The sequence below is a fragment of the Pseudomonas khavaziana genome (genome assembly GCF_019145205.1).
Lineage (GTDB): Bacteria > Pseudomonadota > Gammaproteobacteria > Pseudomonadales > Pseudomonadaceae > Aquipseudomonas > Aquipseudomonas khavaziana.
The window spans coordinates 23,689-49,229 of sequence record NZ_JAHSTT010000018.1 but is presented as its reverse complement, the minus strand read 5'-3'; the positions used below and the strand labels follow the sequence as shown (position 1 = coordinate 49,229).

General features: G+C 58.8%; 30 protein-coding genes. 20 read left to right on the top strand and 10 right to left on the bottom strand.

Annotation, left to right across the window (positions count from 1 at the left end):
* Positions 1-2: 2 nt before the first annotated feature.
* Positions 3-785, bottom strand: a complete 783-nt coding sequence (locus KVH01_RS27355) for a fimbrial biogenesis chaperone (protein WP_217883585.1) — start codon at positions 783-785, stop codon at positions 3-5.
* A 45-nt stretch (positions 786-830) separates the two neighbouring features.
* Positions 831-1,391, bottom strand: coding sequence for a fimbrial protein (locus tag KVH01_RS27350; RefSeq protein WP_043049894.1), 561 nt, complete (start codon positions 1,389-1,391; stop codon positions 831-833).
* A 294-nt stretch (positions 1,392-1,685) separates the two neighbouring features.
* On the opposite strand from KVH01_RS27350, the gene KVH01_RS27345 reads away from it, so the two are divergent.
* Positions 1,686-3,227 (top strand): EAL domain-containing protein, encoded by a 1,542-nt coding sequence (locus KVH01_RS27345; protein WP_217883584.1) that lies wholly within the window; start codon positions 1,686-1,688, stop codon positions 3,225-3,227.
* Between the two features lie 197 nt (positions 3,228-3,424).
* Positions 3,425-3,790 (top strand): histone-like nucleoid-structuring protein, MvaT/MvaU family, encoded by a 366-nt coding sequence (locus tag KVH01_RS27340; RefSeq protein WP_043049892.1) that lies wholly within the window; start codon positions 3,425-3,427, stop codon positions 3,788-3,790.
* Positions 3,791-3,900: 110 nt separating this feature from the next.
* On the opposite strand, the gene KVH01_RS27335 is transcribed toward KVH01_RS27340, so the two are convergent.
* Positions 3,901-4,437: a DUF4946 domain-containing protein gene (locus tag KVH01_RS27335; protein WP_217883610.1), complete on the bottom strand. Its 537-nt coding sequence runs from the start codon at positions 4,435-4,437 to the stop codon at positions 3,901-3,903.
* Positions 4,438-4,613: 176 nt separating this feature from the next.
* On the opposite strand from KVH01_RS27335, the gene gloA reads away from it, so the two are divergent.
* Positions 4,614-5,135 (top strand): lactoylglutathione lyase, encoded by a 522-nt coding sequence (gloA, locus tag KVH01_RS27330; RefSeq protein ID WP_217883583.1) that lies wholly within the window; start codon positions 4,614-4,616, stop codon positions 5,133-5,135.
* A 65-nt stretch (positions 5,136-5,200) separates the two neighbouring features.
* Here gloA and ahpF read toward each other — a convergent pair whose 3' ends face one another.
* The 3 genes from ahpF to KVH01_RS27315 form a co-directional block, all read right to left on the bottom strand.
* Entirely contained in the window at positions 5,201-6,766 is a 1,566-nt protein-coding gene (gene ahpF / locus KVH01_RS27325; RefSeq protein WP_217883582.1) for an alkyl hydroperoxide reductase subunit F, read from the bottom strand.
* A gap of 130 nt (positions 6,767-6,896) precedes the next feature.
* Complete coding sequence (ahpC, locus tag KVH01_RS27320; protein ID WP_003191303.1) at positions 6,897-7,460, bottom strand: alkyl hydroperoxide reductase subunit C; 564 nt, start codon at positions 7,458-7,460, stop codon at positions 6,897-6,899.
* A gap of 136 nt (positions 7,461-7,596) precedes the next feature.
* A complete protein-coding gene (locus KVH01_RS27315) occupies positions 7,597-8,529 on the bottom strand; it encodes a site-specific integrase (RefSeq protein ID WP_217883581.1) in 933 nt (310 codons plus the stop codon).
* A 168-nt stretch (positions 8,530-8,697) separates the two neighbouring features.
* Between KVH01_RS27315 and KVH01_RS27310 the strand changes: the two genes are divergently transcribed.
* Positions 8,698-9,705, top strand: a complete 1,008-nt coding sequence (locus KVH01_RS27310) for a DNA-binding protein (protein WP_217883580.1) — start codon at positions 8,698-8,700, stop codon at positions 9,703-9,705.
* Here KVH01_RS27310 and gorA read toward each other — a convergent pair whose 3' ends face one another.
* Both gorA and galU read right to left on the bottom strand, forming a co-directional pair.
* Positions 9,706-11,064, bottom strand: coding sequence for a glutathione-disulfide reductase (gene gorA / locus KVH01_RS27305; protein ID WP_043049886.1), 1,359 nt, complete (start codon positions 11,062-11,064; stop codon positions 9,706-9,708). It abuts the gene before it with no gap.
* Between the two features lie 105 nt (positions 11,065-11,169).
* Positions 11,170-12,009: a UTP--glucose-1-phosphate uridylyltransferase GalU gene (gene galU, locus KVH01_RS27300; protein WP_043049885.1), complete on the bottom strand. Its 840-nt coding sequence runs from the start codon at positions 12,007-12,009 to the stop codon at positions 11,170-11,172.
* 309 nt (positions 12,010-12,318) lie between these two features.
* Between galU and KVH01_RS27295 the strand changes: the two genes are divergently transcribed.
* From KVH01_RS27295 to KVH01_RS27240, 12 genes are all read left to right on the top strand, one after another.
* The gene (locus tag KVH01_RS27295; RefSeq protein ID WP_043049884.1) at positions 12,319-12,504 is read left to right on the top strand and encodes a hypothetical protein; all 186 of its coding nucleotides are present in this window, start codon (positions 12,319-12,321) and stop codon (positions 12,502-12,504) included.
* Positions 12,505-12,995: 491 nt separating this feature from the next.
* Positions 12,996-13,517 carry a fimbrial protein gene (locus tag KVH01_RS27290; protein ID WP_043049883.1) on the top strand — a complete coding sequence of 174 codons (522 nt, stop codon included), beginning with the start codon at positions 12,996-12,998 and terminating at the stop codon, positions 13,515-13,517.
* A gap of 52 nt (positions 13,518-13,569) precedes the next feature.
* Positions 13,570-14,130: a fimbrial protein gene (locus KVH01_RS27285; RefSeq protein WP_217883579.1), complete on the top strand. Its 561-nt coding sequence runs from the start codon at positions 13,570-13,572 to the stop codon at positions 14,128-14,130.
* 19 nt (positions 14,131-14,149) lie between these two features.
* On the top strand, positions 14,150-16,759 hold the full coding sequence (locus KVH01_RS27280) for an outer membrane usher protein (RefSeq protein WP_217883578.1): 2,610 nt from the start codon (positions 14,150-14,152) through the stop codon (positions 16,757-16,759).
* Complete coding sequence (locus KVH01_RS27275; RefSeq protein WP_043051516.1) at positions 16,756-17,517, top strand: fimbria/pilus periplasmic chaperone; 762 nt, start codon at positions 16,756-16,758, stop codon at positions 17,515-17,517. The genes KVH01_RS27280 and KVH01_RS27275 overlap by 4 nt, the downstream gene beginning before the upstream one ends.
* A gap of 18 nt (positions 17,518-17,535) precedes the next feature.
* Positions 17,536-18,117 carry a fimbrial protein gene (locus KVH01_RS27270; protein ID WP_217883577.1) on the top strand — a complete coding sequence of 194 codons (582 nt, stop codon included), beginning with the start codon at positions 17,536-17,538 and terminating at the stop codon, positions 18,115-18,117.
* Positions 18,118-18,127: 10 nt separating this feature from the next.
* Complete coding sequence (locus KVH01_RS27265; RefSeq protein WP_217883576.1) at positions 18,128-18,619, top strand: fimbrial protein; 492 nt, start codon at positions 18,128-18,130, stop codon at positions 18,617-18,619.
* A 29-nt stretch (positions 18,620-18,648) separates the two neighbouring features.
* On the top strand, positions 18,649-19,128 hold the full coding sequence (locus KVH01_RS27260) for a fimbrial protein (protein WP_217883609.1): 480 nt from the start codon (positions 18,649-18,651) through the stop codon (positions 19,126-19,128).
* Positions 19,129-19,141: 13 nt separating this feature from the next.
* On the top strand, positions 19,142-19,684 hold the full coding sequence (locus KVH01_RS27255; RefSeq protein WP_217883575.1) for a fimbrial protein: 543 nt from the start codon (positions 19,142-19,144) through the stop codon (positions 19,682-19,684).
* 115 nt (positions 19,685-19,799) lie between these two features.
* Complete coding sequence (locus KVH01_RS27250) at positions 19,800-20,768, top strand: fimbrial protein (protein ID WP_217883574.1); 969 nt, start codon at positions 19,800-19,802, stop codon at positions 20,766-20,768.
* Between the two features lie 50 nt (positions 20,769-20,818).
* Entirely contained in the window at positions 20,819-21,775 is a 957-nt protein-coding gene (locus KVH01_RS27245) for a fimbrial protein (RefSeq protein ID WP_217883573.1), read from the top strand.
* 143 nt (positions 21,776-21,918) lie between these two features.
* The gene (locus KVH01_RS27240) at positions 21,919-22,200 is read left to right on the top strand and encodes a hypothetical protein (RefSeq protein ID WP_005788201.1); all 282 of its coding nucleotides are present in this window, start codon (positions 21,919-21,921) and stop codon (positions 22,198-22,200) included.
* A gap of 9 nt (positions 22,201-22,209) precedes the next feature.
* On the opposite strand, the gene KVH01_RS27235 is transcribed toward KVH01_RS27240, so the two are convergent.
* On the bottom strand, positions 22,210-22,440 hold the full coding sequence (locus KVH01_RS27235; protein ID WP_043051522.1) for a hypothetical protein: 231 nt from the start codon (positions 22,438-22,440) through the stop codon (positions 22,210-22,212).
* A 164-nt stretch (positions 22,441-22,604) separates the two neighbouring features.
* On the bottom strand, positions 22,605-22,955 hold the full coding sequence (locus tag KVH01_RS27230) for a hypothetical protein (RefSeq protein ID WP_043051523.1): 351 nt from the start codon (positions 22,953-22,955) through the stop codon (positions 22,605-22,607).
* A gap of 212 nt (positions 22,956-23,167) precedes the next feature.
* On the opposite strand from KVH01_RS27230, the gene KVH01_RS27225 reads away from it, so the two are divergent.
* The 4 genes from KVH01_RS27225 (at position 23,168) to ada (ending at position 25,455) form a co-directional block, all read left to right on the top strand.
* Complete coding sequence (locus KVH01_RS27225) at positions 23,168-23,470, top strand: DUF1883 domain-containing protein (protein ID WP_217883572.1); 303 nt, start codon at positions 23,168-23,170, stop codon at positions 23,468-23,470.
* 26 nt (positions 23,471-23,496) lie between these two features.
* Complete coding sequence (locus KVH01_RS27220; protein WP_217883571.1) at positions 23,497-23,664, top strand: hypothetical protein; 168 nt, start codon at positions 23,497-23,499, stop codon at positions 23,662-23,664.
* Between the two features lie 3 nt (positions 23,665-23,667).
* On the top strand, positions 23,668-24,333 hold the full coding sequence (alkB, locus tag KVH01_RS27215) for a DNA oxidative demethylase AlkB (protein ID WP_217883570.1): 666 nt from the start codon (positions 23,668-23,670) through the stop codon (positions 24,331-24,333).
* Positions 24,334-24,408: 75 nt separating this feature from the next.
* Positions 24,409-25,455 carry a bifunctional DNA-binding transcriptional regulator/O6-methylguanine-DNA methyltransferase Ada gene (gene ada / locus KVH01_RS27210; RefSeq protein WP_217883569.1) on the top strand — a complete coding sequence of 349 codons (1,047 nt, stop codon included), beginning with the start codon at positions 24,409-24,411 and terminating at the stop codon, positions 25,453-25,455.
* Positions 25,456-25,541 lie beyond the last annotated feature (86 nt).

Sequence of the window (25,541 nt, the reverse complement as noted above, 5' to 3'; positions counted from 1 at the left end):
GATCAGAACTTCAAGGGAGCACGCTGCGGCACGGAGAATGCGCCGTAATCATTGATGTATTTGAAATGCACCTGGGCGTCCGCGGGTATTGCCTGTACGGCGTCCCTGACGGGCAGCTTCAAGCTGCCTCCGGGGGCCACCATGCCCTCTCCCGCCGGTAACAGGCGGGCACCCGGCCCCGAACCCATGGCCAAGGCAACCTCATTGAAGGTCACGTGATAAGCCGATGGGTTGTGCACTTCCAGTAGCGGTCCCTGGGCACTCCGGTGCAGGGTCCAGCTTAATTGGGTGGGCGCCTCGTCCGCAGAGCCCGGCAATTGCGCCGGACGGAAAAACACTTTGGTGCGGATACGAAAAGCGAACTGCAGGTGGTTCGATGAGGCCTCTTGCGGACTGTCCGGTGCGACGTTGACCTTGGGCGGTATCTCCAGGGCGTTGAGCCAGAACAACGATTCGCGGTCAGCCGGCAGCGGATCCTGGGTATAGACCAGTCGCACCACCTGGCTTTTGCCTGCGTCCATGCGGAACACTGGCGGCGACAGGCTGAACGGCACCTCGCTGTCGGAGGGGGCTTGCGCCGGGTCGCCCTGGTCCAGCCACACTTGCACCAGGCGCGGCGCTCGCTGATCGTCATTGGTCAGGCGCAGCGTGATTTCCCGACGCTGCTGCGGATAGATGTGCCGCGTGCCGTCGATCACTACGCCGGCGTGAGCGGCGGACAGCAACCCGACACTGATCAGCAGTGCGCTCAGCAGGGGGGTCAATAGCAATGTCCGGGCAAGCATTTGGTCTGTCCTTGCCTGGCGTACGGCCAGGCAACCGGGCCTCGATCAGGGGAACGTCACCGAATACAGCACTTGCGTACTGACCGGGCCTGGCGTCGCAGTGCCCGTGGCAATGTATTGGGCAGCAAAGGGCAGCGACACCTCGCCGCTTGCAGGGACTTTCGCGGGGCTCGAGTTCTGGCCCAGGCGCAGGTCCATGGGCCGGTGGGTGACGCCGTCCACCAGTTGCACTTCAACGAAGGTGGCAGGTTCCGGCTTGGCCGGTGCCTGGTTGACCAGGTTGCCGGTCGCCGGGTTGATTGCGGGGCTGCTGCTCTCATACATCACAGCGACAGTCGTATCCTTCGGGCAGGAACCGACATGAATGTAATAGGGTTTTGCCCCGGCCGTCTGGCCTGGCGCCTTGAGCGCGCTGGCCTGGACCTTGTTGAGCGGCACCGAAAAATCCGGGCTGGTGCCGGGTGCCGAGCCCGTGCCACCGCTGATGCTGCAGGTGGTGCCGGTGATTTCACCGGTCAAGGTGATCTTGCCGTCTGCGGCAACAGCAGGCAGGGCGGCAACGCCGGTGACCGCCAGAAATACAACGGCCAATGCGATAGTTTTCATTGCAGATACTTCCTAGTGAATGTCATTAAAAGTGTTGCAAGCCAAGACACGACAATCGAAGGGCGAGATGGGACCGTCCCGCCAAAATTGGGCTGAGTGGCTGTGAAAGAGGCTGTAGGGGTTAGTGCTACTGAGTCTCTTACGTTTTGCAACGAAGTTTATGTTGCCAAGTCGAAGTGCACGCCACAACTGACCGAACGGCTAGGTCAGCAGGTTTCAAACAAGCGAGCAGCGTCGCGAAATGCCATCTATCATCGCCATAGCCCACTCTCTTTTTTGCGATTGATTGCCTCTATGCCCCTGACCGCCAAAGGTCCACGAAGCCGAGCCGCCCGCTATTTCGTCAGCACGCTCTGCGGGCTGCTGCCCGTTCTGCTGGGGGTTGTAATTCTTTACTGGCAAGCCGAGCGCACGCTTGAGCAAAGCACGGCCCAAACCGCTCAAGAAGCCGTGCGCCAGTTCGACCTGATGCTCGACAATACCGCCCTCGCCGCCCAATCTTTGTTGCCTTTGGCGGGTAAGCCATGTGACAGCCAGGCACAATTGGCGCTGCGCGAACAGGTGACGCGCCGTCCGTTTGTACGCGCCACCACAGTGTCCTGGCAGAAAAACATTTATTGCAGTTCGCTGTTCGGCGGCAACCATCAGTCGCCGGTCAACCCGAATGACTACGTGAATGGCCGGCTGTGGCTGATGAACGGCAACCCTGTCACGCCAGATACTGCGCTGCTGGTCTATCGCCTGGTGGAAGGCGACCAGGGCGCGTTTGCCTCGATTGACAGCTACCACCTCACCAACGCCTTGCGCTTGATCAGCCGTTACGCCCATCTGGTCTTGCAAGTCGGCCCCCATTGGCTGGATGCCGAGGGCAAGGTGCATGACAGCGTGGTACCGGAATTTGCCGTGGCCCATCATCATCTGGCGTCCGAGCGTTATGACTACAGCGTCGAGGCGGGTATGCCCGAGGGGGAAACCTGGCGTTATATGCAGGCCCGCTATCCGGCACTGTTCAGCCTGGTTGTGTTCTTCGGTGTACTGGCGGGCATCCTTGCGCATTGGCTGCAAAAACGCTCGTCCGCCCCCACCCAGGAATTGCAGCGTGCGTTGAATGCCAACGAATTCATCCCGTATTTCCAGCCAGTGGTACGCGGAGACACGCGTCAATGGGCAGGCTGTGAAGTGCTGATGCGCTGGAAACATCCAAAAGAGGGCCTGGTGCGGCCGGACCTGTTTATTCCGCTGGCCGAAGACTCGGGCCTGATCGTGCCGATGACCCGCGCCCTGCTGCGCCAGACCGCTGCGCAACTGGCGCCCCACGCCGCGCGTTTCAGCCCAGGCTTCCATATTGGCGTGAACATCACCGCACGCCATTGCCAGGACCTGGCGCTGGTGGAGGACTGTCGGCAGTTCCTGGCCGCCTTCCCCCCTGGCCAGGTAAGCCTGGTGCTGGAGTTGACCGAGCGCGAGCTGATCGAGCCCACCGATATCACCCGCCAATTGTTCGATGCCCTGCACCAGTTGGGTGTGCTGATCGCGATCGATGACTTTGGAACCGGCCACTCCAGCTTGGCTTACTTACGCAACTTCAACGTCGATTACTTGAAGATTGACCAAAGTTTTGTCGCCATGATCGGTGCGGATGCGCTGTCGGGGCACATTCTGGACAGCATCATAGAACTGTCCGGCAAGCTGGACCTTGGGATTGTTGCCGAGGGCGTGGAAACATCACAACAATGCGAATACCTCGTTGCCCAAGGTGTGGATTTCTTACAAGGCTATCTGTTCGGCCGGCCGTTACCCTGTGACGAGTTCATTAACTCGTTGAGCAATCATTGAATAGCCTCGCGTCAGCGTCGATGAAAGATTGTTCTTTTGACGAAAGACATGATTTACTCGAGATGATTTAACTACTACAATTTTTCCTACCTGTGCAGAATTCGCAGAGGGTGTTTTCCGTTGAGTTATCTTAACGTTCCTGGCTGATTGCTTTGTCTGCCGTTGATATCAGCAACTACACTATTGGAGTACAGATTTTGTCCAGACTCGCCGAATTTCGCGCAGCAGAAAAAGCCCTTCAAGAGCAGCTTGCGCAGCTGGAATCCTTGAAGAACGACGCAGGCCTGAAGAAAGAAATCGAATTCGAAGAAAAGCTCAAGAAGCTGATGGACAGCTACGGCAAAAGCCTGCGCGACGTCATCGCCATTCTTGACCCAACCCCACGCAAAGGCGGCACATCAGTTGCCGCTGCGCCAAAACAACGGCGTGCACGGGTCGTCAAGGTCTACCACAACCCGCATACCGGCGAACTGATCGAGACCAAAGGCGGCAACCACCGCGGCCTTAAAGCCTGGAAAGAAGAGTACGGTGCCGCTACTGTAGACTCCTGGCTTCGGGGCTGATCAACAGCCACTAAAACAGAGCCCCGCTTACGCGGGGCTTTTGTTTTATGGGTTCGAAAGCGAACTTGTCTAACCCTCAACATTGTTCACATTCGCTCAACTTGGGCGGGTCATAACTTCAGGCTATTACGCACCGAACTCACTTCATCCTTGCTCGCCTCATAGGCTTTCACCTGGCCGGCGTAAGAAAAAACATAGGCTCTATCGACATCCACTGCAGCGACTAATGTTTGTGACAGAACGTGCCGCCCATTCTCGGTAATCACACAAGTAGTTTCGAGCGCTTCAAGACGACTTAATGTGCTCGGATGCATCTTGCTGCACACGCTTTGATAACCGCTTCGGGCAAAATCCTTCTGGATGGATTTGCGCATCTCCAGCAATACGCCTGGAAGATTAACTTTATGTCCGGCTTCAATCGGTGTACCAGTCAACTCCATAACCATCAGGGTCGCGCCATTTTCATCATTCTTGATCGCACGCTGGCGCGACACCGCTTGAGGCTTGGCGGGTGTTTCGCCGTCAGGCACGACTTCCTCGACCTGCCAGCCACTGGGCCAGTGAACTTCCGGGTCGGCGGCCAGAACCAACGGACTGGACAGCAACCCACACACAGCGCTCAACAGCAATCTACGAAACTCGATCATTGCAAAAAACACCCAAGGTTCAAGCAGCAAAGTTTGCGGCCCAGCCGGTGCGGGTCGCAAGGGCCGCGTGCGCTTTTTCATTTGGCGCCGCGGGCAGGCCTTGCGTATCATGGTCCCGCTGCACGGAGGCTGCCGCAAGCCAAGGGACCGCTTTGCCCCATTTTTCCGGAGGGCCCATGAGCCTGCACGATCTGAATACTTTCCCGGGCGTCACCGCCCAGCCTGATACCGCTACGACGAACTTCGTGTTCAACCACACCATGCTGCGGGTCAAGGACATCACCCAGTCACTGGATTTCTACACCCGTGTACTGGGGTTTTCCCTGGTTGAAAAACGCGACTTCCCGGAAGCCGAGTTCAGCCTGTACTTCCTGGCCCTGGTGGACAAGGCCCAGATCCCGGCCGACGCCGCCGAGCGCACCCAGTGGATGAAGTCGATCCCGGGCATCCTGGAACTGACCCACAACCATGGCACTGAAAACGACGCCGACTTCGCTTACCACAACGGCAATACTGACCCGCGTGGCTTTGGCCATATCTGCATCTCGGTGCCGGATATTGTGGCGGCATGCGAGCGTTTTGAAGCACTGGGCTGCGACTTCCAGAAGCGCCTGACGGATGGCCGCATGAAGAGCCTCGCCTTCATCAAGGACCCGGATGGCTACTGGGTCGAGATTATCCAGCCAGCGCCGATGTAACCTTGCTCCGACAGAACACAAAAAGCCCCACGAGCAATCGTGGGGCTTTTTTTTCAACGGTTCGGTTATGCCGGAGCCGACGTACGAATCAAGTGATCAAAGGCACTCAACGAAGCCTTGGCCCCCTCACCCACCGCGATCACAATCTGCTTGTAAGGTACGGTAGTGACGTCACCGGCGGCAAACACGCCTGGCAATGAGGTCTCGCCACGGGCATCGACGATAATCTCGCCGCGCGGGGTCAGTTCTACAGTGCCCTTGAGCCAATCGGTGTTGGGCAGCAGGCCGATCTGAACAAAGATACCTTCCAGGTCGAGGGTCTTGAACTCGCCACTGTCGCGATCCTTGTAGGCAAGGCCGGTGACTTTCTGGCCGTCGCCCTTGACTTCACTGGTCAGCGCGCTGGTAATCACATCCACGTTCGGCAGGCTATAGAGCTTGCGTTGCAATACCGCATCAGCGCGCAACTTGCTGTCGAACTCAAGCAGCGTGACATGGCTGACAATCCCGGCCAGGTCAATGGCAGCCTCAACGCCGGAGTTACCGCCGCCGATCACCGCCACGCGCTTGCCCTTGAACAATGGGCCGTCGCAGTGCGGGCAAAAGCAAACGCCCTTGGCCTTGTATTCCTGCTCGCCCGGAACGCCCATCTCTCTCCAGCGGGCGCCAGTGGCCAGGATCACAGTCTTGGACTTGAGGGTCGCGCCGCTTTCGAAGCGAATTTCGTGCAACTCACCAGGATTTTTCGCCGGAACCAGGCTACTGGCACGCTGCAAGTTCATGATGTCCACGTCGTACTGGCGCACATGCGCTTCCAACGCGCTGGCCAGCTTCGGCCCTTCGGTTTCCTGTACCGAGATAAAGTTCTCAATGGACATGGTGTCCAGTACCTGGCCACCAAAACGCTCGGCGGCGACACCGGTACGAATGCCTTTGCGCGCCGCATAGATGGCTGCCGAAGAACCGGCCGGGCCACCGCCGACGACGAGTACGTCAAAGGCGTCTTTTGCGCTGATTTTTTCCGCGGCTTTTTCGATGCCGCTGGTGTCGAGCTTGGCAAGGATTTCTTCCAGCCCCATACGGCCCTGGCCGAAGTTGACCCCGTTCAAGTAGACACTCGGCACCGCCATGATCTGGCGCTCGTCGACCTCGGCCTGGAACAGCGCACCGTCGATGGCGACGTGGCGGATGTTCGGGTTCAGCACGGCCATCAGGTTCAAGGCCTGGACCACGTCCGGGCAGTTCTGGCACGACAGCGAGAAATAAGTCTCGAAGCTGAACTCGCCTTTGAGGGCGCGAATCTGTTCAATCACCTCGACACTGGCCTTCGACGGGTGGCCACCGACTTGCAGCAGGGCCAGCACCAACGAAGTGAATTCATGGCCCATGGGGATGCCGGCGAAGCGCAGGCTGATATCGGCACCCGGGCGGTTGATGGAGAACGATGGCCTGCGCGCATCATTGCCATCGGTTTTCAGGGTAATCAGCGTGGTGAGGCTGATGACGTCCTGCAAAAGAGCAAGCATTTCCTGGGATTTCGCGCCGTCATCGAGGGAGGCGACGATCTCGATCGGCTGGGTGACCCGTTCCAGGTATGACTTCAACTGAGCTTTAAGATTGGCGTCCAACATACGGGCGATTTCCTGTTCATTCGGTTTATTGCGGACAAAAAAACGCCCGAGCGAATCTCGCCCGGGCGTTTTGAGGGCGGATGCAGCTTACTTAAGTGCGGATTCCCGCCCTTGATACGTCTTCACAGACTTAGATCTTGCCGACCAGGTCCAGGGACGGAGCCAGGGTGGCCTCGCCTTCTTTCCACTTGGCTGGGCAGACTTCGCCTGGGTGGGCAGCGACGTATTGAGCAGCCTTGATCTTGCGCAGCAGCTCGGAAGCGTCACGGCCAACACCGCCGTCGTTCAGTTCAACGATCTTGATCTGACCTTCTGGGTTGATCACGAAAGTACCGCGGTCTGCCAGGCCGGCTTCTTCGATCAGCACGTCGAAGTTGCGCGAGATGGTCAGGGTTGGGTCGCCGATCATGGTGTACTGGATCTTGCCGATGGCTGGCGAAGTGTTGTGCCAGGCAGCGTGGGCAAAGTGGGTGTCGGTGGAAACGCTGTAGATCTCGACGCCCAGTTTCTGGAATTCGGCGTAGTTGTCAGCCAAGTCTTCCAGTTCGGTTGGGCAGACGAAGGTGAAGTCGGCTGGGTAGAAGAACACCACCGACCACTTGCCTTTCAGGTCAGCGTCGGTCACATCGACGAAGCTGCCGTTTTTGAAAGCGGTAGCTTTAAACGGTTTTACTTGGCTGTTGATGATAGGCATCGTTGACTCTCCGTCAGGGGTTAGTAATAAGTTGATGAGGTGAATCCTACCGGCTCTCTCGGTCGATGGCTCATTGGCAAACCTGATGTTGACGATTGGCTTTCTCTATCAGGTAACAGTATTAATAGAAGAAATCTCACAACAGCGGTTGGGTAGCCAGGGTCATGCCAAGAAACGGCGTCGCTTCAACATAGCGCATGGCGGATTTCATGTCGTTCCAACCGACGTAACTCATCAGTGACTTCAAATCCCACCCACTGCGATGCGCCCAGGTAGCGAAGCCTCGGCGCAGGGAATGGCTGGTGTATTGCGCAGCCGGAATGCCTGCGCGCTCAAGGGCCTGGCGCAATAAGGGGATCACACTGTTGGGGTGCAAGCCCTCCTCGCCCAAGTTGCCCCAGCGGTCAATGCCGCGGAAGACCGGGCCGCGCACCAGGGCCGACGCGCTGATCCACTCGCTGTAGGCCTGCACCGGACACAAACGCAGCAGCGCCGGGGTCTGGTAGGTCTTACCCAGGTTGTCCCGGTCGCTTTTGCTGCGCGGCAGATACAGGCTGATGCCGGCCCCGGGCACTGCCTGGACATGCTCGATACTCAACCGGCATAGCTCATCACTGCGAAAGCCGCGCCAGAACCCCAGCAGGATCAGCGCGGTGTCGCGTTTGGCGCGTAGCAATCGAGGGATGTCCTGATCCGCAGCGGCCTGCCTGGCCTCACTTTCGAGGGACGCTACCACCTGTTCCAAGTGCTTGAGCTGCAAAGGCTCGGCCTGTCTTTCTCGCGCCGGGTGCACCGCACGGATCCCCTTGAGCACCTTGCGCACCACCGGCGCCTTGGTCGGGTCGGCAAAGCCTTGGCTGACATGCCATTGCGACAGGGCCGAGAGCCGCAGCTTAAGAGTGTTCACCGCCAGCACGCCGGCGTGCGCCACAAGGTAACGCGCCACGCTGTCACTGGTGGCGGGCAGGAACCCGCCCCACGTCACTTCGAAATGCTCGATGGCCGCCCGATAGCTGCGGCGCGTGTTGTCGCGGGTGGCGGCGTTGAGATATCGGTCCAGGTCGCTCATAGGCGTCTTTCGTACTGTTTGCGGGAGGGTTGGCAAGGAAAATGGCTATGACCCGGGATAATACGCCAATATCCCACCTGATAAATCATGAATTTCAAAGAGTTTTCAAGCGTGTTATAGTATGTATATACATACTACGTACCACATTATCAAATCGACGGAGACCCCATGGCTCGCGGCGGCATAAACAAAGCAGTAGTTCAGACGGCACGCCTGGCAATCCTCGCCCGCGGCGAAAACCCCAGCATCGATGCCGTACGTATCGAGATGGGCAATACCGGCTCGAAAACCACTATTCATCGCTATTTGAAGGAGTTGGACGAGAGCGAAACCCGCCAGGCGATCACCCAGGCGCCGATTGACGACGAGCTGGGCGAACTGGTCGCGCGCCTGGCCCAACGCCTGAAAGAGAAAGCCCAGGAGCCGATTGACCTGGCCCTGGCGCAATTCGAACAACAGAAAGCCGCCCTGCTCGCCCAGGTTGACGCCCTTGAAGAAGCGCACGCCCAGCTCAAGCAGCAATTGGACATCCAGGCCGCGGCCCTGACGGAAGAAAGCGCCGCCTTGCAAACCGCCAGTACCAGTCTGCAGGCCGAACAGACCCGCAACGCCGGGCTGAGCCAGGCGTGCAGCGATTACGAGCTAAGGATCAGCGACAAGGATGAGCAGATTCGTTCCCTGGAAGAAAAGCACCTGCATGCCCGGGATGCACTTGAGCATTACCGCAATGCGATCAAGGAGCAGCGCGAGCAGGAGCAGCGCCGCCATGAAGGCCAGTTGCAACAGGTGCAGGCCGAGCTGCGCCAGGCCCAGCAAAACGCACTGTTACGCCAGGATGAAATCACCCAGCTGCATCGGGACAATGAACGCCTGCTGATCGAGCAGCGTGTGACAGCCAAGGAACTCAATGCGCTGCAAGAGCAGGTCCGCAAGGATCAAGCCACACAACTCAAACTGAACGAGCAGCTCAGCCGGATCGACAGCGAGCGTACCCTGCTTCAGGAACGCTTGCGTGTTGCAATGCAGGACAGTCAGTCACGCCAGGAGGCGCTACTTGAGCACCAACGGCACAACAAGGCGCTGGAATCGGACCTGATCAAGGCCCAGGCCAGTATCGACGCGCTGCGCCTGGCGGCAGTCGTTGCGACGGCACCAGAGGCAGCGCAGCCAACCTGATCAGTCGGCCACAGGCGTGCGCATGGTGACGAATTCTTCCGCCGCCGTAGGGTGTACGCCGATGGTTTCGTCGAAATGCTGCTTGGTCGCGCCCGCCTTGAGCGCGATCGCCAGGCCTTGCACGATCTCACCAGCATCCGGGCCAACCATGTGGCAACCCAGCACTTTGTCGGTGTCGGCATCGACCACCAACTTCATCAGGGTCTTTTCCTGACAGTCCGTGAGGGTCAGCTTCATCGGCCGGAAACGGCTTTCGAAAATCTGCACCTTGTGGCCTTTGGCGCGCGCATCCTCTTCGCTCAGGCCTACGGTGCCGATAGTCGGTTGGCTGAACACCGCCGTTGCGATATTGGCGTAATCCACCGGACGGTATTGCTCGGGCTTGAACAGGCGCCGCGCCACAGCCATGCCTTCGGCCAGCGCCACGGGAGTAAGTTGCACACGACCAATGACATCGCCAATGGCCAGGATCGACGGCTCGGCAGTCTGGTACAGCTCATCCACGGCGACAAAACCGCGCTCATCCAACTTGACCCCGGTATTTTCCAGGCCCAGGTTGTCCAGCATCGGGCGGCGACCGGTGGCATAGAACACGCAATCGGCCTCCAGCACACGCCCATCCTTAAGAGTGGCCTTGAGGCTGCCGTCGGCTTGCTTGTCGATGCGCTCGATGTCGGCATTGAATTGCAGGTCCAGGCCGCGCTTGGTCAGCTCTTCCTGCAAATGCTTGCGCACCGAGCCATCAAAGCCGCGCAGGAATAGATCACCGCGGTACAGCAATGACGTTTGTGCGCCCAAACCGTGGAAAATGCCGGCGAACTCAACCGCAATGTAACCACCGCCCACCACCAGCACACGCTTGGGCAGTTCTTTAAGAAAGAACGCCTCATTGGAGCCAATGGCATGTTCGCGCCCTGGAATCTCCGGGATCTGCGGCCAGCCGCCGGTGGCGATCAGGATATGCTTGGCGGTGAAGCGTTCGCCGTTGATCTCCACCTGATGGGCATCAACCAGGCGTGCATGCCCTTCATGCAAGGTCACGCCACTGTTGACCAGCAGGTTGCGATAAATGCCGTTGAGGCGATTGATCTCGCGATCCTTGTTGGCGATCAGAGTCGCCCAATCAAAGTTCGCCTCACCCAACGACCAGCCGAAACCACTGGCCTGTTCGAAGTCTTCGGCGAAGTGCGCACCGTATACCAACAGCTTTTTCGGCACGCAGCCGACATTCACGCAGGTGCCGCCCAGGTAGCGGCTTTCAGCCACGGCCACCTTGGCGCCAAAACCCGCGGCAAAGCGCGCCGCCCGAACACCGCCGGAACCGGCGCCAATTACATACAGGTCAAAATCGTAGGCCATTTCATTCTCCTCGGCAGGACGCCAGCATACCGACTTACATGGGGCTGAAAAACGAAAAAGCCACCCGAAGGTGGCTTTCTCTTAAAACATTGATGCAGGCGTAAATCAGTAAGCCTTGCCAGTCTTGTAGAAGTGCTCGAAGCAGAAGTTGGTCGCTTCGATGTAACCTTCAGCACCACCGCAGTCAAAGCGCTGGCCTTTGAACTTGTACGCAATTACGCAGCCATCTTTGGCCTGCTTCATCAGCGCGTCGGTGATCTGGATCTCGCCGCCCTTGCCTGGCTCGGTTTCTTCGATCAGCTTGAAGATATCCGGAGTCAGAATGTAGCGACCGATGATCGCCAGATTCGATGGCGCGTCTTCCGGCGCTGGCTTCTCGACCATATCGCGCACGCGGATCAGGCCATCACCAATATCGTCACCGGCGATCACGCCGTACTTGTTGGTCTGCGATGGATCAACTTCCATCACCGCAACGATGGTGCAGCGATACTTCTGGTAGAGCTTGACCATCTGGGTCAGCACACCATCGCCTTCAAGGTTCACACACAGGTCATCGGCCAGCACGACTGCGAACGGCTCGTCGCCGATTAGCGGGCGACCGGTGAGGATGGCGTGGCCAAGGCCTTTCATCTGGGTCTGGCGGGTATAGGAGAACGAGCACTCGTCGAGCAGTTTACGGATACCGACCAGGTATTTTTCCTTGTCGGTGCCCTTGATCTGGTTTTCCAACTCGTAGCTGATATCGAAGTGGTCTTCCAGGGCGCGCTTACCACGACCGGTCACGATGGAGATTTCGTTCAAGCCGGCATCCAGGGCCTCTTCGACGCCGTACTGGATCAGTGGCTTGTTCACCACCGGCAGCATCTCTTTGGGCATGGCCTTGGTCGCTGGCAAGAAGCGAGTGCCGTAACCGGCTGCTGGGAACAAGCATTTCTTGATCATATGAGTCCTTACAAAGGGCTGTGCGTACGGAATTCGGCGCAGTCTAATCAGGCCGCAGTCACCTTACAATGGGGGCTGCAGGCGTTGCGATGTCATCATAGAGAAAAAATGTCGGCGTAAGTTCCGCTGATCTTACAAAGGGCTTCACCAATGGTCAGGCGAAAAACGCCCGCCCCCTTTATTTAAAAGGCTGCCAACCGTTTTAGCACGCTTTCAACCGCCGAGCACTGACCTGCAACATCTTGCCCGCCCCCCGGGTATTTGGCGCTATCATGGGCAGCTTGAACCCGACCACGAGATTGCCAATAGATGTCAGAACCAAAAGGTGTAAACGGCTACTTGATCACGCAGCGAGCAGACGGCTGGCACTTGATCAATTTTCACGGTGACAGTGTTGCCGGCACATTCGCCACCGAAAGCCAGGCGATTGCGGTCGCCGAAGTGTTTGTGGATGAAGCGGGCCATGCATCGAGCAAAAGGCCGAAAAGCAAGTAAGCCTCCCCTGCTGCACAAGAAGCCCCGGTTAACGGGGCTTTTTTGTGCGCGTCGATCCTGGTAGTGCATTGAAACCATCTCTAAGTTGCTCGCCTCGCCTGGACGCTGTTAATTTTCAGGCTTTGTAATCCCCTTCTTACAGCCTCCCATCCAACTAAAATATTCTCATTAAGCCGCATGTAGTCCATCTCTTACAGCTTAAATTTAAGTTTTGGCATATTGCCATAATCCTCCTATAGCACGTGATGCCGCGCAGCTACACGACTAAGCGAATCAGGCGACTTACTTACTCAGGGCGAGCGTGGACAATCACCTCGCCTCAAATGTGACGCGAAATTGCAATGCAAGTAGTTGGAAAAACATTTTCTTGACTACAACTCGCCAGACGCTTGATCGGGTTTTCCGCGAGCCACTTTTGAAGCGAAGAAGTAAGCCCCGCACACACCGTGGCGAGGCTCAATCAATGACATCTTTTATGTAGGCATCTGCAAATGAAAACTAAATTTAAAACTGCGCTGTTGACCATCGGGTTGTTCGCGGGCTCGATCTCCGCTGCCCATGCGGCGGATGGAACAGTTACTTTTTTGGGATCGGTCCACTCGGGTGCCTGCTCAATCAAGCCTGAATCCATCGACCAGACCGTCAATCTTGGCGCTATCGCAAAGCATCAACTGCAGGCAGGCGGCAAGTCTGAAGCCCGCAGCGTGAAAATCGAGCTGGAAGGCTGCGACCTGACCGATCTCACCGATAACACGGTGACCACCACGTTCACCGCCGCTCCGTCCAACGATGTGCCTGGCGCGATCGGCACCGTCGGTGGCGCTGGCCGCATCGGCATCATGATGACCCATGGCGGCAAGCCCGTTGAACTGGGTGTCGCCACCACCCCGCAGGCGATTTCCACGGGCGATAACACCCTGGAATTCGGGGCCTACGTTCAAGGCGCCGCTACCGGCGACATCGTCCCTGGTGATTTCAGCGCGGTCACCAACTTCACCCTGGCTTATCAGTAAGGCTTTCCCCCCGCCACCCACGGGTGGCGGGGGGAACTGGTGGGAGATAACGGTGAAAACACTCTTAAACCTCGCAGTCACCTCCACATTGACGATGTGCATCAGCCCCTGGGCGTTTGCCCAGGAACCGTCGCAAGGCGAAGGCGTCGTCACCCTCGGTGGAGAGATCGTCGACTCCGCGTGCGGGCTGGAACTGACCAGTGCCGACCAGTCCATCGAGATGACACCCGAGCCCATAGGCAGGCTATTGCGCAATGCGTTGGGGGAGCCGCACCCGTTTGAGTTGCGCCTGGTCAATTGCACCCTGACGCGTCCGGATCCGTCACGGCCCGGCGCCACCTTGCCTGACTGGGAGCATCTGCGGGTGACCTTTGACGGCCCTCGCGACAGGGACGGCCGTTCCTTTGCCGCCTTCGGTGACTCACAGGGAGTGGCCTTCCATATCTGGGATTCGGTTGGCCAGGAGAGCGTGCCGGGCGAGCCGATGGCGCCGCACCCCCTGGCTGAGGGTGACATCACACTTCACTACACGCTCCGCCTGGTCGGCAACGGGCTGCCACTGGCGCCAGGTGCTCACCGTGTCGCGGTGCGGTTCAAGTTGGAATACTTTTGAACATTGATGGGTTGCTTTCATGCTGAATGCGTCGAAGATCAAAAATACACTTCGCCCCGGGCTGGTTGGCGGGCTGATGTCACTGGCAGGCACTGCCTTGGGTGCCGGCGATATCGAATTCAATACCGACGTTCTTGATCTGAATGATCGCAGCAATATTGATTTGTCCCGGTTTGCACGTGGCGGTTTCATTCTGCCCGGCACCTACACGATGTTCGTGCAGATCAATGGCCAACCAATTTCCGAACAAGCGGTGGCGTTCTACCCCCCCGAAGATGATCCCAAGGGAAGCCAGGCTTGCGTGTCCCCCGCGCTGGTGGAGCAGCTGGGCCTGAAGGCGTCCGATGCCGCGAGACTCACCGCGTGGAAAGACGGCGAGTGCCTGGACCTCCAAGGCCTGCCGGGGGCGCAGGTGAGTGCAGACCTGGCGACCTCCACGCTGGACATCAACCTGCCCCATGCCTATCTCGAGTACAGCGCCCTGAACTGGGACCCACCCGCGCGCTGGGATGAGGGGGTGCCGGGGTTGCTGGTTGACTACAACCTGACGGCGCAGTCCAACGCCCAGAAAAACGAGCGCACGCGCAATCACCTCAGCGGCAACGGCACCCTGGGGGCCAATGCCGGAGCCTGGCGCCTGCGCGCCGATTGGCAGGGGCGCGTCGACAGCGCGAGGGACCGGTCAGCCGGAGAGCAGAAGCTGGAATGGAGCCGCTACTACGCTTATCGCGCCATTCCTTCATTGAAGGCGCGGCTGGTGGTCGGCGAAAACTACCTGTATTCGGATCTGTTCGACAGCTTCCGCTTTACCGGTGCGGCGTTGAACTCAGACGAAAGCCAACTGCCACCGAACTTGCGCGGCTATGCGCCGGAGGTCGTCGGGGTGGCCAAGACCAATGCCAGGGTGGTGGTCAGCCAGCAAGGGCGTGTGCTGTATGAAACCCTGGTGGCTGCCGGCCCCTTTCGCATCCAGGACCTCAATGATGCGGTGACCGGGACGCTGGATGTGCGTGTGGAAGAGCAGGATGGTTCGGTACAGACCTTCAAGCTCAACACCGCAGGCGTTCCCTACCTGACGCGCCCGGGGCAGGTTCGATACAAGCTGGCGACTGGACGGCCTTCTGATCTTCAGTATGGCGCCGACGGTAACTTTTTTGGTACCGGTGAGTTCTCCTGGGGGATCAGCAACGGCTGGTCGCTGTTCGGTGGCGCCATCACCGATAACAACTACCGTGCGGCCACTGTCGGTGCGGGTCGTGACCTGCTGGTGCTGGGCGCGTTATCCCTGGACGTCACCCAGTCCCACGCAAACGTGTGGAATCAAACACTCTCGGGTAAATCCTATCGCCTGCAATACTCGAAGAACTTTGAACAATATGACAGCCAAGTAACCTTCGCCGGTTATCGCTTTTCCGATAAGAACTTCCTGAGTATGAGCGAGTATCTGGACGCGCGTCACTACGGCATGAACGGCGAACTCGCAGGACGCGGCAAATACGACGAGTTCGGTCAATACGCTGGCGAATTCAAACCGATTGGCGGCAGCAAGGCGCTGTATACCGCGACCGTCAACAAGCAGTTTCGTGACTTGGGCGCAACGGTGTACGCCAGTTATAACAAACAAACTTACTGGTCGCGACCTGCCAGCCAGCGCTGGAACTTGTCAGTGTCTCGTTACTTCAATGTCGGCACTGTCAAGAACATGAGCCTGTCCCTTAACGTTTATCGCACTCAGGACTACAACTATAAAGATAACGGCATGGCATTGACCGTCAGCCTGCCGCTGGGACGCAGTGGCACCTTGTCGCTGGATGCCAACCGGGCCGCTGGCAAGAATAGCTTTTCAACGCGCTACAGCGATCGCCTGGATGAGCGCAACAGTTACCAGCTCAGTGCCAGTGACAATTCCGCCAGTGGTTACCTCAGCCATACGGGTGAGCAGGCTGACCTGACACTCGCAGCCAGTCGCCAGCAAGGCAACACCAGCCTGAGCATGTCGGCTCGCGGCGGCGGCACGCTCACGCGCCACGGCGCAGCACTGCATCGTACCGGCAGCATGGGCGGCACGCGCTTGATGGTCGATACCAGCGGTGTAGCCGATGTGCCAGTGCGCGGTTACGGCACGCCGACCCGCAGCAATGCCTTTGGCAAAGCAGTAATTGCCGATCTGAGCAGCTACCAGCGTACGGCGGCCAGCGTGGATCTGGAGCGTCTGCCGAAGAACGTCGAGGCCACCCAATCGGTCACGCAGGTGACCCTCACCGAAGGCGCCATCGGCTACCGGTCCCTGGAAGTGATTTCCGGTGAGAAAGCTATGGCTGTGCTGCGCCTATCAGACGGCAGTGCGCCGCCCTTCGGCGCGCAGGTCAAGAACGCCAATCAGCAGGACACCGGCATTGTGAATGATGGCGGCAGCGTCTACCTGAGCGGTATCCAGGCCGGCGAGCAAATGTTCGTCAGCTGGGGCGAACGCTCACGCTGCGTCCTCACACTGCCGCAGGCCTTGCCGGCCGATGGCTTGACCCATGCCCTGCAACTGGACTGCCGGATGGTAGCCACTGATCAAACCTTGTCCTCGCCGGCAGAGCTGACCGGCAAGCCCACCGCCACGGAGCACACATCCTCATGAGCCTCAACACCCGCCTTGCCCTTTCGTCCCTCGCATTGCTGGCCATCGGCGTATGCCAAGGCGCTAATGCCGCAATTGCGCTGGACCGTACCCGCGTGATCTTCGACGGGGGCAAGGACGCCACCAGCGTGAACATCACCAACAACAATACCCAGTTGCCGTACCTGGCCCAGGGCTGGATTGAAGATGAACAAGGCCAGAAAATCACCGCGCCGCTGATCGTGCTGCCACCGGTGCAGCGCGTGGAGCCTGGAAAACAAAGCCAGGTGAAAGTCCAGGCGTTGCCCGCGGCCAAAGCGTTGCCGCAGGATCGAGAGACGGTCTACTACTTCAACCTGCGGGAAATTCCGCCGCGCAGCGATAAAGCCAACACCCTGCAAATCGCGCTGCAGACCCGCATCAAGTTGTTCTACCGACCGCAAGCCATCACGCCGAGCCAGCAAGACCTGTCCAACCCCTGGCAGGAAAAACTGACTCTTTCCCGGCAGGGCGAACATTACCAGGTGAACAACCCGACGCCGTACTTCGTAACCCTGGTGGATGCGCGCAGCACCAAGGACGGCAAGACCGTGCCGGGATTCGAGCCGCTGATGGTGCCGCCCAAAGGCTCGCTGGCCCTGGGCCCGACGGCCAAGGCACTCGGCACTGCGCCTTACCTGGCCTACGTGAATGACTACGGCGGACGTCCGCTGCTGGGGTTCACCTGCAGCGGCGAGACTTGCAAGGTGAACCCGCAAGCAGCCCCGCTCACACAGTAACGCCCGCCGGAGTCAGTGATGAAATTGCATTATGTGAAGGTCTTGGGCGGCCTGCTACTGGCCGTTGTCGGCAGCGCACAGGCCCAGGACGAAGACGATATAGAAGGCATGAGCGGACGGCTGAATATTTCCGGGTCCATGCATGAAACCCCATGCAGCCTGGAGATGACCTCGCTGCATCAGACCATTGAGCTGGGCGATGTTTCCACCAGCCAGTTGCGCCGGTCCGGTGACCAGGCAAGGGCGGTGCCTTTCCAACTGCGCTTTACCGATTGCAACCGCATCGCCGGCAGCATCCGCAGCGAGCGCACGGGGAACCTGACCTGGAGTGCCTTTCAACCGGTGCTGTCGGTGGCGTTCCTGGCGCCGGCCGATGCCGATGATCCACGCCTGGTCAAGGTGCAAGGCATCACTGGGATGGGCCTGCAGTTGACCGATGTGCTTGGGCGGGACGTGAATCTGGGCCAACGGGGCGAACCTTTGTTCCTGCCCCTGGGCGGCAACACACAGACCTGGAAGGTCAGGCCCACGCGCACCTCGGCGCCGTTGACCAGCGGGGCGTTCCGGGCCGTGGTGGATTTCAGGCTCAATTATGAGTAAGGGCAGAATAATGGCTAAGTCAAACGGCCCATGGGCCGTGTTTATGGGCGGCCTGCTGTGGGCCGCCAGCCAGGCGGTGCACGCCGAGACCAGCCTGACCATCCGCGCGGTGATCATTGCACCACCGCCGTGTGTCATCAACAGCGGCAGTACGCTCGACGTACCGTTTGGCAATGACCTGCTCACCTCACGGATCGACGGGGTCAATTACCGTCGCGGTGTGCCCTACACCGTCACCTGTGATGCGCCTTACAGCAATGCACTGACACTGGAGCTCAAGGGCACCGGCGCCGCCTTCGACAATCGGGTGCTGGTGACGCGCAAGCCCGATCTCGGCGTGAAGCTGTTCGTCAATGGCGCTGACTGGCCCTTGAACACCGCGGTGAGGTTTACCTATCCCAACTTTCCAGTGGTGCAGGCCGTGCCGGTCAAACGCCCAGGCAGCAAATTGACGGGTGGCGCCTTCGATGCGACCGCCACCCTGGTGGTGGATTACCAATGAAGCCGATCAACCATGAAGAGAAACGCACCATGACTTTTTGGCCGCAGAGAACGTTGCTCGCCCTGTGTGCCATCGGCCTGTGCAGTGGCGCCTCGGCCAACCTGACGTTCAGCGGCACCTTGAACGAGCCGCCGCCCTGCACCATCGATGCCGGCAACAGCATTGAAGTGGATTTTGGCGATGTCGGGGTAAAGCGTGTCGACGGTGTGAAATACCGCCAGGGCCTGAGCTACACCATCAGCTGTGGCACCGACACCCTGCCCTGGATGCTGAAGTTGAGCGTCAACGGCACCGCGACAACGTTCGACGGCGCAGCCGTGCAGACCAGTGTGCCGGCGCTGGGCATCCGGGTGTTCCAGAACAACCAGCCGTTTGCCCTCAATACGCCGCTTGAGATCAGCCTGTCGTCGCCACCGGTATTGGAGGTGGTTCCGGTCAAGCGACCCGGCGCAACCCTGACCCCCGCCCGGTTTAACGCGGTGGCCACCTTGTTGGCCGAATACCAGTAGGAGTTGGAAAACCATGGGACATACACCTATCCACAAGGGTTGGACCTACGCCGCACTGGTACTTGGTGTGGGCTTGATCGCCGACGTCGAGGCTGCGGACAACCTCAGTTTCAAAGGCAACCTGGTTGAAGAAGCTTGCACTATTCGTCCCGGGGACGAGGCCATAACCCTGGAACTCTGGGACCTGACCAGCAAGTACCTGTACCTCAATACGCGATCATTGGGCAAGGCTTTCAAGCTTCATCTGGTGGACTGCGACACCACTGTGGGCAACACCGTCACGATCACCTTCGGCGGCAGGGAAAACCCGGCGCTGCCCGGGCTGCTCGCGCTTGATGGCGGCAGCGGCGCCACCGGCATCGGCGTGGGCATCGAGACACTGGCTAACAAGCCTCTGCCCCTTAATACGGTGAGCGACAGACAGGTATTGAGCGATGGCAACAATGTGATCGAACTCAAGGCCTATGTGAAGGGAGAGCCGCGAGCCATCCAGGACCAGACCATCGGGCATGGTGCCTACACGGTGACGTCCACGTTCACGCTGGACTATCCGTAGATCATTTACGGGCTGAACACAGCCCTGGGTAAACCATCAATCTCTTCCGGGCACCTTGTGTACGGGCTGGATGCCTGTGGGCGACTGTCGAGGAGAGGATTAAAGGGTGATGAAGATGAAACGACTCTATGGAGCCATTGTGCTGTTCGTATTGCTGGGTATTACCACAACAGTGCGAGCAGCTGATTGCCGAGTCAATGGCGACAAGTGGCAATATGTAGGGGACGGCGGGATTCTGAACCTGGAGGTCCCTGTCAATGTCCGTGTGGATTCGGACAAGACCCGCCTCATTCTTGAAGGTGCATGGCTGGAATGCCGATTTACGCCCTCGCCTGCCCACCCTACGCGCATTGACTATTGGGGAACATCTGCGCAAGCCGGTTCGCCCTGGGTGCCCGGCCCCAACTTCGGCAATCAGCGAACCGGCTTACGCATAAACGGCGCGTTCTATAACACGCCTGTGCCGTATAACATCCGGATCGCTACCATGCCCAATAACGGCGGGGCGTACCTCATCAATGTAACCCCCTATATATTGCTGCGAAACGACCCGAGCAACCCCATCAAGGTTCAGATTAACGACGTCCTGGGCGCGCTGAATCTGCTACAGACCAATAATTACAGCCTGGGCAGCACGAGGCTGGTACTGACATATATCGCCGCAAACAACTTCGACATCTCCCCGTCGACCTGCACGATCAACAATAACAACCCGATCGAAATCAACTTCGGTGACGTCAGTCAGCGGGCGATAGGCAGCGATCCCCTGACAACACCCACTCGTGTCAACCGCCGACTTACCTACTCATGCCCAGATGGCGGAATTAACGCCCCCATCACCATCACTTACAAAGGGGCCCGGTCGTCGTTCGACAATCGCTTGTTGTTGATGACCAATCCGGACGTGGGCACAGCCCTGGTCCGGAGGGGGGCAGCGGTTGAAGTCAACGGTTCATTCCTCACCCAGATTACCAACAGCATAGGTGGCGACGATGTGACGTTTTCACTGGTTCGCCGCGCGGGATCACTCCCCGCGGCAGGGGCAATAAGCGGCAGCGGCGTGCTGGTGATGGGTGTGCCATGAAACAGGCAAAAGAAGTGGGAATACCGATAGTGCAGCAACGAGAAAACACAATGAAACGACTGCGTGAAGCCGCTGGGCTTCTCATCTTCATGGGTACGACATCGAATGCGCTGGCCGTCGATTGCCGAGTCAATGGTGGCCAGTGGCAGACGGGTAATCCCAACTTGCGCGTTCCGGTGATGGTGACCTTGAGCTCGGACCGCCAGAGGATCATGATGGAGGGGGCCAGGTTGGAATGCATGTATTCCCCTGGCCAGGGCCCTGCATGGGGGGTGGATTACTGGGCAACGGGGAACGCCTCAGGGACACCCTGGACCCCCGGCCCTCGTTTCGGTAACGAAAGGGCCGGTTTGCGTATCAACGGATCGTTTCTGAACAATCCGGTGCCCTCGGGTATCCGCGTGGCGACGATGCCCAATAACGGTGTCGCTTATCCCATCAATATCACCCCCTACATTCTGATGCGTAATAGCCCGTCCAACCCGATCAACGTCGTCGCCAATGACGAGCTCGGTATGTTGCGCATCAGCAGCTCGAACAACTGGGACAACACCCGACCGCAGGTGACCGTCACCTATATCGCTGCCAACAACTTCACCGTATCGCCGTCGACCTGCACGATCAACAATAACAACCCGATCGAGATCAACTTCGGCGACGTCCCTCAGCGCGCCTTGGGCAGTGATCCCCTGACCACCCCCATTCGCGTCAACCGCAGGCTCAACTACTCGTGCCCGGATGGCGGAATCGACTCGCCCATCACCATTACCTACAAAGGCATACAGTCGTCGTTCGACAATCGACTGCTGATGATGACCAATCCAAACCTGGGGACCGCCCTCGTGCGTGCGGGCTCTGCGGTTTCGGTCAATGGCTCATTCCTCACTCGGATCACCAACAGCGTAGGCGGCGATGATGTGACGTTCTCACTGGTTCGGCGTGCGGGTTTCCTGCCTGCGACTGGCGCCACAAGCGGCAGTGGAGTGCTGGTGATGGGGGTGCCATGACGCACCGGCGGGGCTGAGAAAAAAGGCGGCGCGGGCGAAGATCTTGTATCAGGGACTGTGCACTTGGTGGCAGTTCGCTATAATCCGCGCCAACGCCCCACGACAGTGTCAGCGCCCTCCACTTCTCTCAACGATGACCCACTATGAACAAGATCCTGGCACTGACTGCGGTACTGGCGCTGGCCGGTTGCACCACCACTTCCGACACCCTGCTGAAAAATGGCGAACAAGGCCTGACCATCGACTGTTCGGGCGAGGCCAACTCATGGGCCAGTTGCTATGAGAAAGCCGACGCGTCCTGTGCGGGCACCGGCTACCGTATCGTCGGCACCAATGGCACGCCTGCGCTCAAGGAGAGTGACAAGACCCTGGGTCAGGATGTGGGCAATTTCAAGGGCCGTAGCGTCGTTGTGGTCTGTAAGTAAGTCGGCGTGCTACAGATGCACTTCGGCGAACTTGATTCCCAGGCCACGCAGTATTTCGATCAGATCATCCAGGCGCGGGAATGACTCGACTTCATCCTGATCGTCCACCAGGAAGTAGCTGCGACCGCCGCTTTTCTTGAAGAATACGATCCACTCGCCCAGGTCGGCGGGGTTCTGAATGACATGGGTCGCCGCAATCTGACCTTCAGCATGGCGGGCTTTGACGAGTTCGCGTTTCATAACAGGCTTTCCAGAAAAAACAAATGCCGCTCAAACCCAAGGTCTGAGCGGCATCTTTATAGTCAATGCCCGACAGTTTAACGGATGCCCTGCCCCAAATGCATGTCGCCACTGACGGGTGATGGCTTTTTTATCGGCTCCGGTGCGCAGGATAGGCCTGGGGCTCAGCCAGAAATGCAGTCTTCCCCGGCTTTCTTCACGTCGCCGGGACGAATCGGCACATTGGACATGCTCTCATAGAGCTTGATGCTGCTCCCACTGGAGCGGTCTTCGATTACGAAGATCGCCGAAGGATCCGCCGAGAATTTCTGCGGCACAATTACCTGAATACCGTCTTTATGGGGCTCGATCTGCGGTGGCCGGCGGGTCGCTTCCAATTTACGCACCACACACGCGGCGTATTCCTGCGGCTTCTTGCCTGAGATGACCACCAATGTGGGCGGGGTCTGCTTGATATCTGCAACCGAAGCACACCCACTGATTGCCAAGGCCAGCACCAACACACTCCACTTCATACAAAAACCTCCGATAAAGACCCTACGACAGCGGGGATGGTAATTTTCTCCCACCAACGTAGGATTTATCTCTAATTACAGGGTAAATAACTGTTTTAAATTGTCGAAGTCGTCGACGACGGCCCGATAATAAACGCGCTGGGGCTGATAAACTCCATCTTAACCTACGTATCGTTCTGATTTTTCAGAAAAAGCCCTTCTGGAGACACCCCATGAAATTCATCCACCAGCGTGAGCACCTCAACGAGGGAGACATTGTCGTCATCGAATGCTCGCAGATCTGCAACATTCGCCTGATGAGCGACGCGAACTTCCGCAGCTTCAAAAATGGCGGCCGCCATACCTACCACGGCGGCGCATTCGATAAGTTCCCAGCCAAGATCACCGCGCCCAGCACTGGGTTCTGGAACATCACCCTCGATGTGGTGACCCGTCGTGCCATCAGCGTGACCCGCAAGCCGGCGCTGTCCCACAAGATTCGCATCGTTCGTCGCACCAGCACCAAGTTGAGCTGATCCGAACACCTGAAAGGAAGAAAGCTGTGACCTCTACAACCAAATACGTCATCAAGTACAAACTCAACGGCGAGCGCCGCTTTGAATTTGCCCAATTGCACACCGACAGCGTCGAAGAGGCCAAGCAAGCCCTGGCGAAAATTCATGATGCCAGTGACGAAATCACCGACATCAATGTGAGCAAGGCGCTGTAAGACATGTCGGGGCCGAATGCCGATTTATTCGCCGATAGTGCCCTGCAACAACCCGCGGGGCGCGAGCAGATTGGCGAAGAGTCCCACGTACTCCGGGGCTACGCCCTGCCCTGGATTGACCGGTTGCTGCCTGAACTGCGGCGTGTCCTGGCCCAATCTCCGTTTCGGCAGATGGTCACCCCCGGTGGTTTCACCATGTCGGCGGCACTGAGCAGTTGCGGCGAGCTGGGCTGGACCACCGACACCCGCGGCTATCGCTACAGCCCTCTTGACCCACGCAGCCAGCAACCCTGGCCGGCCATGCCCGAAGCCTTGCGCCAATTGGCCGCGGCGGCGGCAGTCGAGGCCGGTTTCAGCGGCTTTTTACCTGACGCCTGCCTGATCAATCGCTACGTGCCTGGAGCAAAGATGTCACTGCATCAGGACAAGAACGAGCGTTGCTACAGCGCACCCGTGGTCTCGGTGTCCCTGGGTCTGCCGGCTATTTTCCTGTTTGGTGGCCATCAGCGAAGTGACAAACCGCAGAAGGTCTCGCTGTTCCATGGCGATGTGGTGATCTGGGGCGGTGTTGATCGCCTGCGCTTTCATGGGGTGATGCCAATCAAGGAAGGCGAGCATCCCGTCATGGGCCCGCAACGCATCAACCTGACCTTTCGCACTGCCGGCTGATTTGACCGCAAGCTTCGGAGTGTCATGGGCAACTGGCACGGTTAATCTGCTCGTGAACCGTCAAGAGTGCAGGCCATGAACAACGAACACGATCCGCGCTGGGCCGCCATCATTGCCCGCGATGCCAAGGCAGACAGCCTGTTTGTCTATGGCGTGAAAACCACCGGCGTGTATTGCCGGCCCAGCAGCGCTTCGCGTTTGCCGCGCCCGGAAAATATCGAATTTTTCGACACCCCGGCGCAGGCGGAGGCTGCCGGTTATCGTCCGAGCAAACGCGCCACTGGCGATCGAACTCAACTGGCCGCCCATCATGCGCAGTTAGTCGCCCAGGCGTGCCGGCAGATCGAACAGGCTGAAACGCCGCCGAGCCTGGGCGCACTCGCCCTTCAGGCGGGGTTGAGCCCGTTCCACTTCCATCGTGTATTCAAAGCCGGTACCGGCCTGACGCCCAAGGGCTATGCCAGCGCCCTGCGTTCGCGCAAGGTTCGCGACGGCCTCAAGGGCCAGCACTCGGTGACCGATACGCTGTATGACGCGGGTTTCAACTCCAACAGCCGTTTCTATGAAGCCGCCGATCAATTGCTCGGCATGAAGCCCCGCGATTACAAAAGCGGCGGTGCCAATAACACCATTCGCTTTGCCGTGGGCCAATGCTCGCTGGGGGCTATTCTGGTGGCACAGAGCCAACGTGGCGTGTGCGCGATTTTGCTCGGAGACGATCCGGACAAGCTGGTGCGCGACCTGCAAGACCAGTTCCCCAAGGCCGAACTGGTCGGCGCTGATCGGGGCTTCGAACAGCTGATCGCCCAAGTCGTGGGGTTTGTCGAAGCTCCTGCCCTGGGCCTTGATCTGCCCCTGGACCTGCGCGGCACGGCCTTTCAGGAGCGCGTGTGGCAGGCTTTACGCGACATCCCGGTGGGCAGCACCGCCAGCTATGGGCAGATAGCCGAGCGTATCGGCGCCCCCAAATCCTTTCGCGCCGTGGCCCAGGCCTGTGGTGCCAACCACCTGGCGGTGGCGATTCCTTGTCATCGCGTGGTGCGCAGCGATGGCGAATTGTCGGGCTACCGCTGGGGCGTGGAGCGCAAGCGCCAATTGCTGGAGCGCGAGACGCTGCGCTGATATGCAGTTCCCACAAAACACTGCATTCGTCCAGTGAATAAAACAGACTGGCCGGCGACCAGGTGCCCTGTTAAAACAGCGAAACG

Coding starts and splice junctions, on each gene's coding strand:
- KVH01_RS27355 (WP_217883585.1), bottom strand. CDS start 785: ATGCTTGCCCGGACATTGCTATTGACCCCCCTGCTGAGCGCACTGCTG.
- KVH01_RS27350 (WP_043049894.1), bottom strand. CDS start 1,391: ATGAAAACTATCGCATTGGCCGTTGTATTTCTGGCGGTCACCGGCGTT.
- KVH01_RS27345 (WP_217883584.1), top strand. CDS start 1,686: ATGCCCCTGACCGCCAAAGGTCCACGAAGCCGAGCCGCCCGCTATTTC.
- KVH01_RS27335 (WP_217883610.1), bottom strand. CDS start 4,437: ATGATCGAGTTTCGTAGATTGCTGTTGAGCGCTGTGTGTGGGTTGCTG.
- gloA (WP_217883583.1), top strand. CDS start 4,614: ATGAGCCTGCACGATCTGAATACTTTCCCGGGCGTCACCGCCCAGCCT.
- ahpF (WP_217883582.1), bottom strand. CDS start 6,766: ATGTTGGACGCCAATCTTAAAGCTCAGTTGAAGTCATACCTGGAACGG.
- ahpC (WP_003191303.1), bottom strand. CDS start 7,460: ATGCCTATCATCAACAGCCAAGTAAAACCGTTTAAAGCTACCGCTTTC.
- KVH01_RS27315 (WP_217883581.1), bottom strand. CDS start 8,529: ATGAGCGACCTGGACCGATATCTCAACGCCGCCACCCGCGACAACACG.
- KVH01_RS27310 (WP_217883580.1), top strand. CDS start 8,698: ATGGCTCGCGGCGGCATAAACAAAGCAGTAGTTCAGACGGCACGCCTG.
- gorA (WP_043049886.1), bottom strand. CDS start 11,064: ATGGCCTACGATTTTGACCTGTATGTAATTGGCGCCGGTTCCGGCGGT.
- galU (WP_043049885.1), bottom strand. CDS start 12,009: ATGATCAAGAAATGCTTGTTCCCAGCAGCCGGTTACGGCACTCGCTTC.
- KVH01_RS27295 (WP_043049884.1), top strand. CDS start 12,319: ATGTCAGAACCAAAAGGTGTAAACGGCTACTTGATCACGCAGCGAGCA.
- KVH01_RS27290 (WP_043049883.1), top strand. CDS start 12,996: ATGAAAACTAAATTTAAAACTGCGCTGTTGACCATCGGGTTGTTCGCG.
- KVH01_RS27280 (WP_217883578.1), top strand. CDS start 14,150: ATGCTGAATGCGTCGAAGATCAAAAATACACTTCGCCCCGGGCTGGTT.
- KVH01_RS27275 (WP_043051516.1), top strand. CDS start 16,756: ATGAGCCTCAACACCCGCCTTGCCCTTTCGTCCCTCGCATTGCTGGCC.
- KVH01_RS27270 (WP_217883577.1), top strand. CDS start 17,536: ATGAAATTGCATTATGTGAAGGTCTTGGGCGGCCTGCTACTGGCCGTT.
- KVH01_RS27265 (WP_217883576.1), top strand. CDS start 18,128: ATGGCTAAGTCAAACGGCCCATGGGCCGTGTTTATGGGCGGCCTGCTG.
- KVH01_RS27260 (WP_217883609.1), top strand. CDS start 18,649: ATGACTTTTTGGCCGCAGAGAACGTTGCTCGCCCTGTGTGCCATCGGC.
- KVH01_RS27255 (WP_217883575.1), top strand. CDS start 19,142: ATGGGACATACACCTATCCACAAGGGTTGGACCTACGCCGCACTGGTA.
- KVH01_RS27250 (WP_217883574.1), top strand. CDS start 19,800: ATGAAACGACTCTATGGAGCCATTGTGCTGTTCGTATTGCTGGGTATT.
- KVH01_RS27245 (WP_217883573.1), top strand. CDS start 20,819: ATGAAACGACTGCGTGAAGCCGCTGGGCTTCTCATCTTCATGGGTACG.
- KVH01_RS27240 (WP_005788201.1), top strand. CDS start 21,919: ATGAACAAGATCCTGGCACTGACTGCGGTACTGGCGCTGGCCGGTTGC.
- KVH01_RS27235 (WP_043051522.1), bottom strand. CDS start 22,440: ATGAAACGCGAACTCGTCAAAGCCCGCCATGCTGAAGGTCAGATTGCG.
- KVH01_RS27230 (WP_043051523.1), bottom strand. CDS start 22,955: ATGAAGTGGAGTGTGTTGGTGCTGGCCTTGGCAATCAGTGGGTGTGCT.
- KVH01_RS27225 (WP_217883572.1), top strand. CDS start 23,168: ATGAAATTCATCCACCAGCGTGAGCACCTCAACGAGGGAGACATTGTC.
- alkB (WP_217883570.1), top strand. CDS start 23,668: ATGTCGGGGCCGAATGCCGATTTATTCGCCGATAGTGCCCTGCAACAA.
- ada (WP_217883569.1), top strand. CDS start 24,409: ATGAACAACGAACACGATCCGCGCTGGGCCGCCATCATTGCCCGCGAT.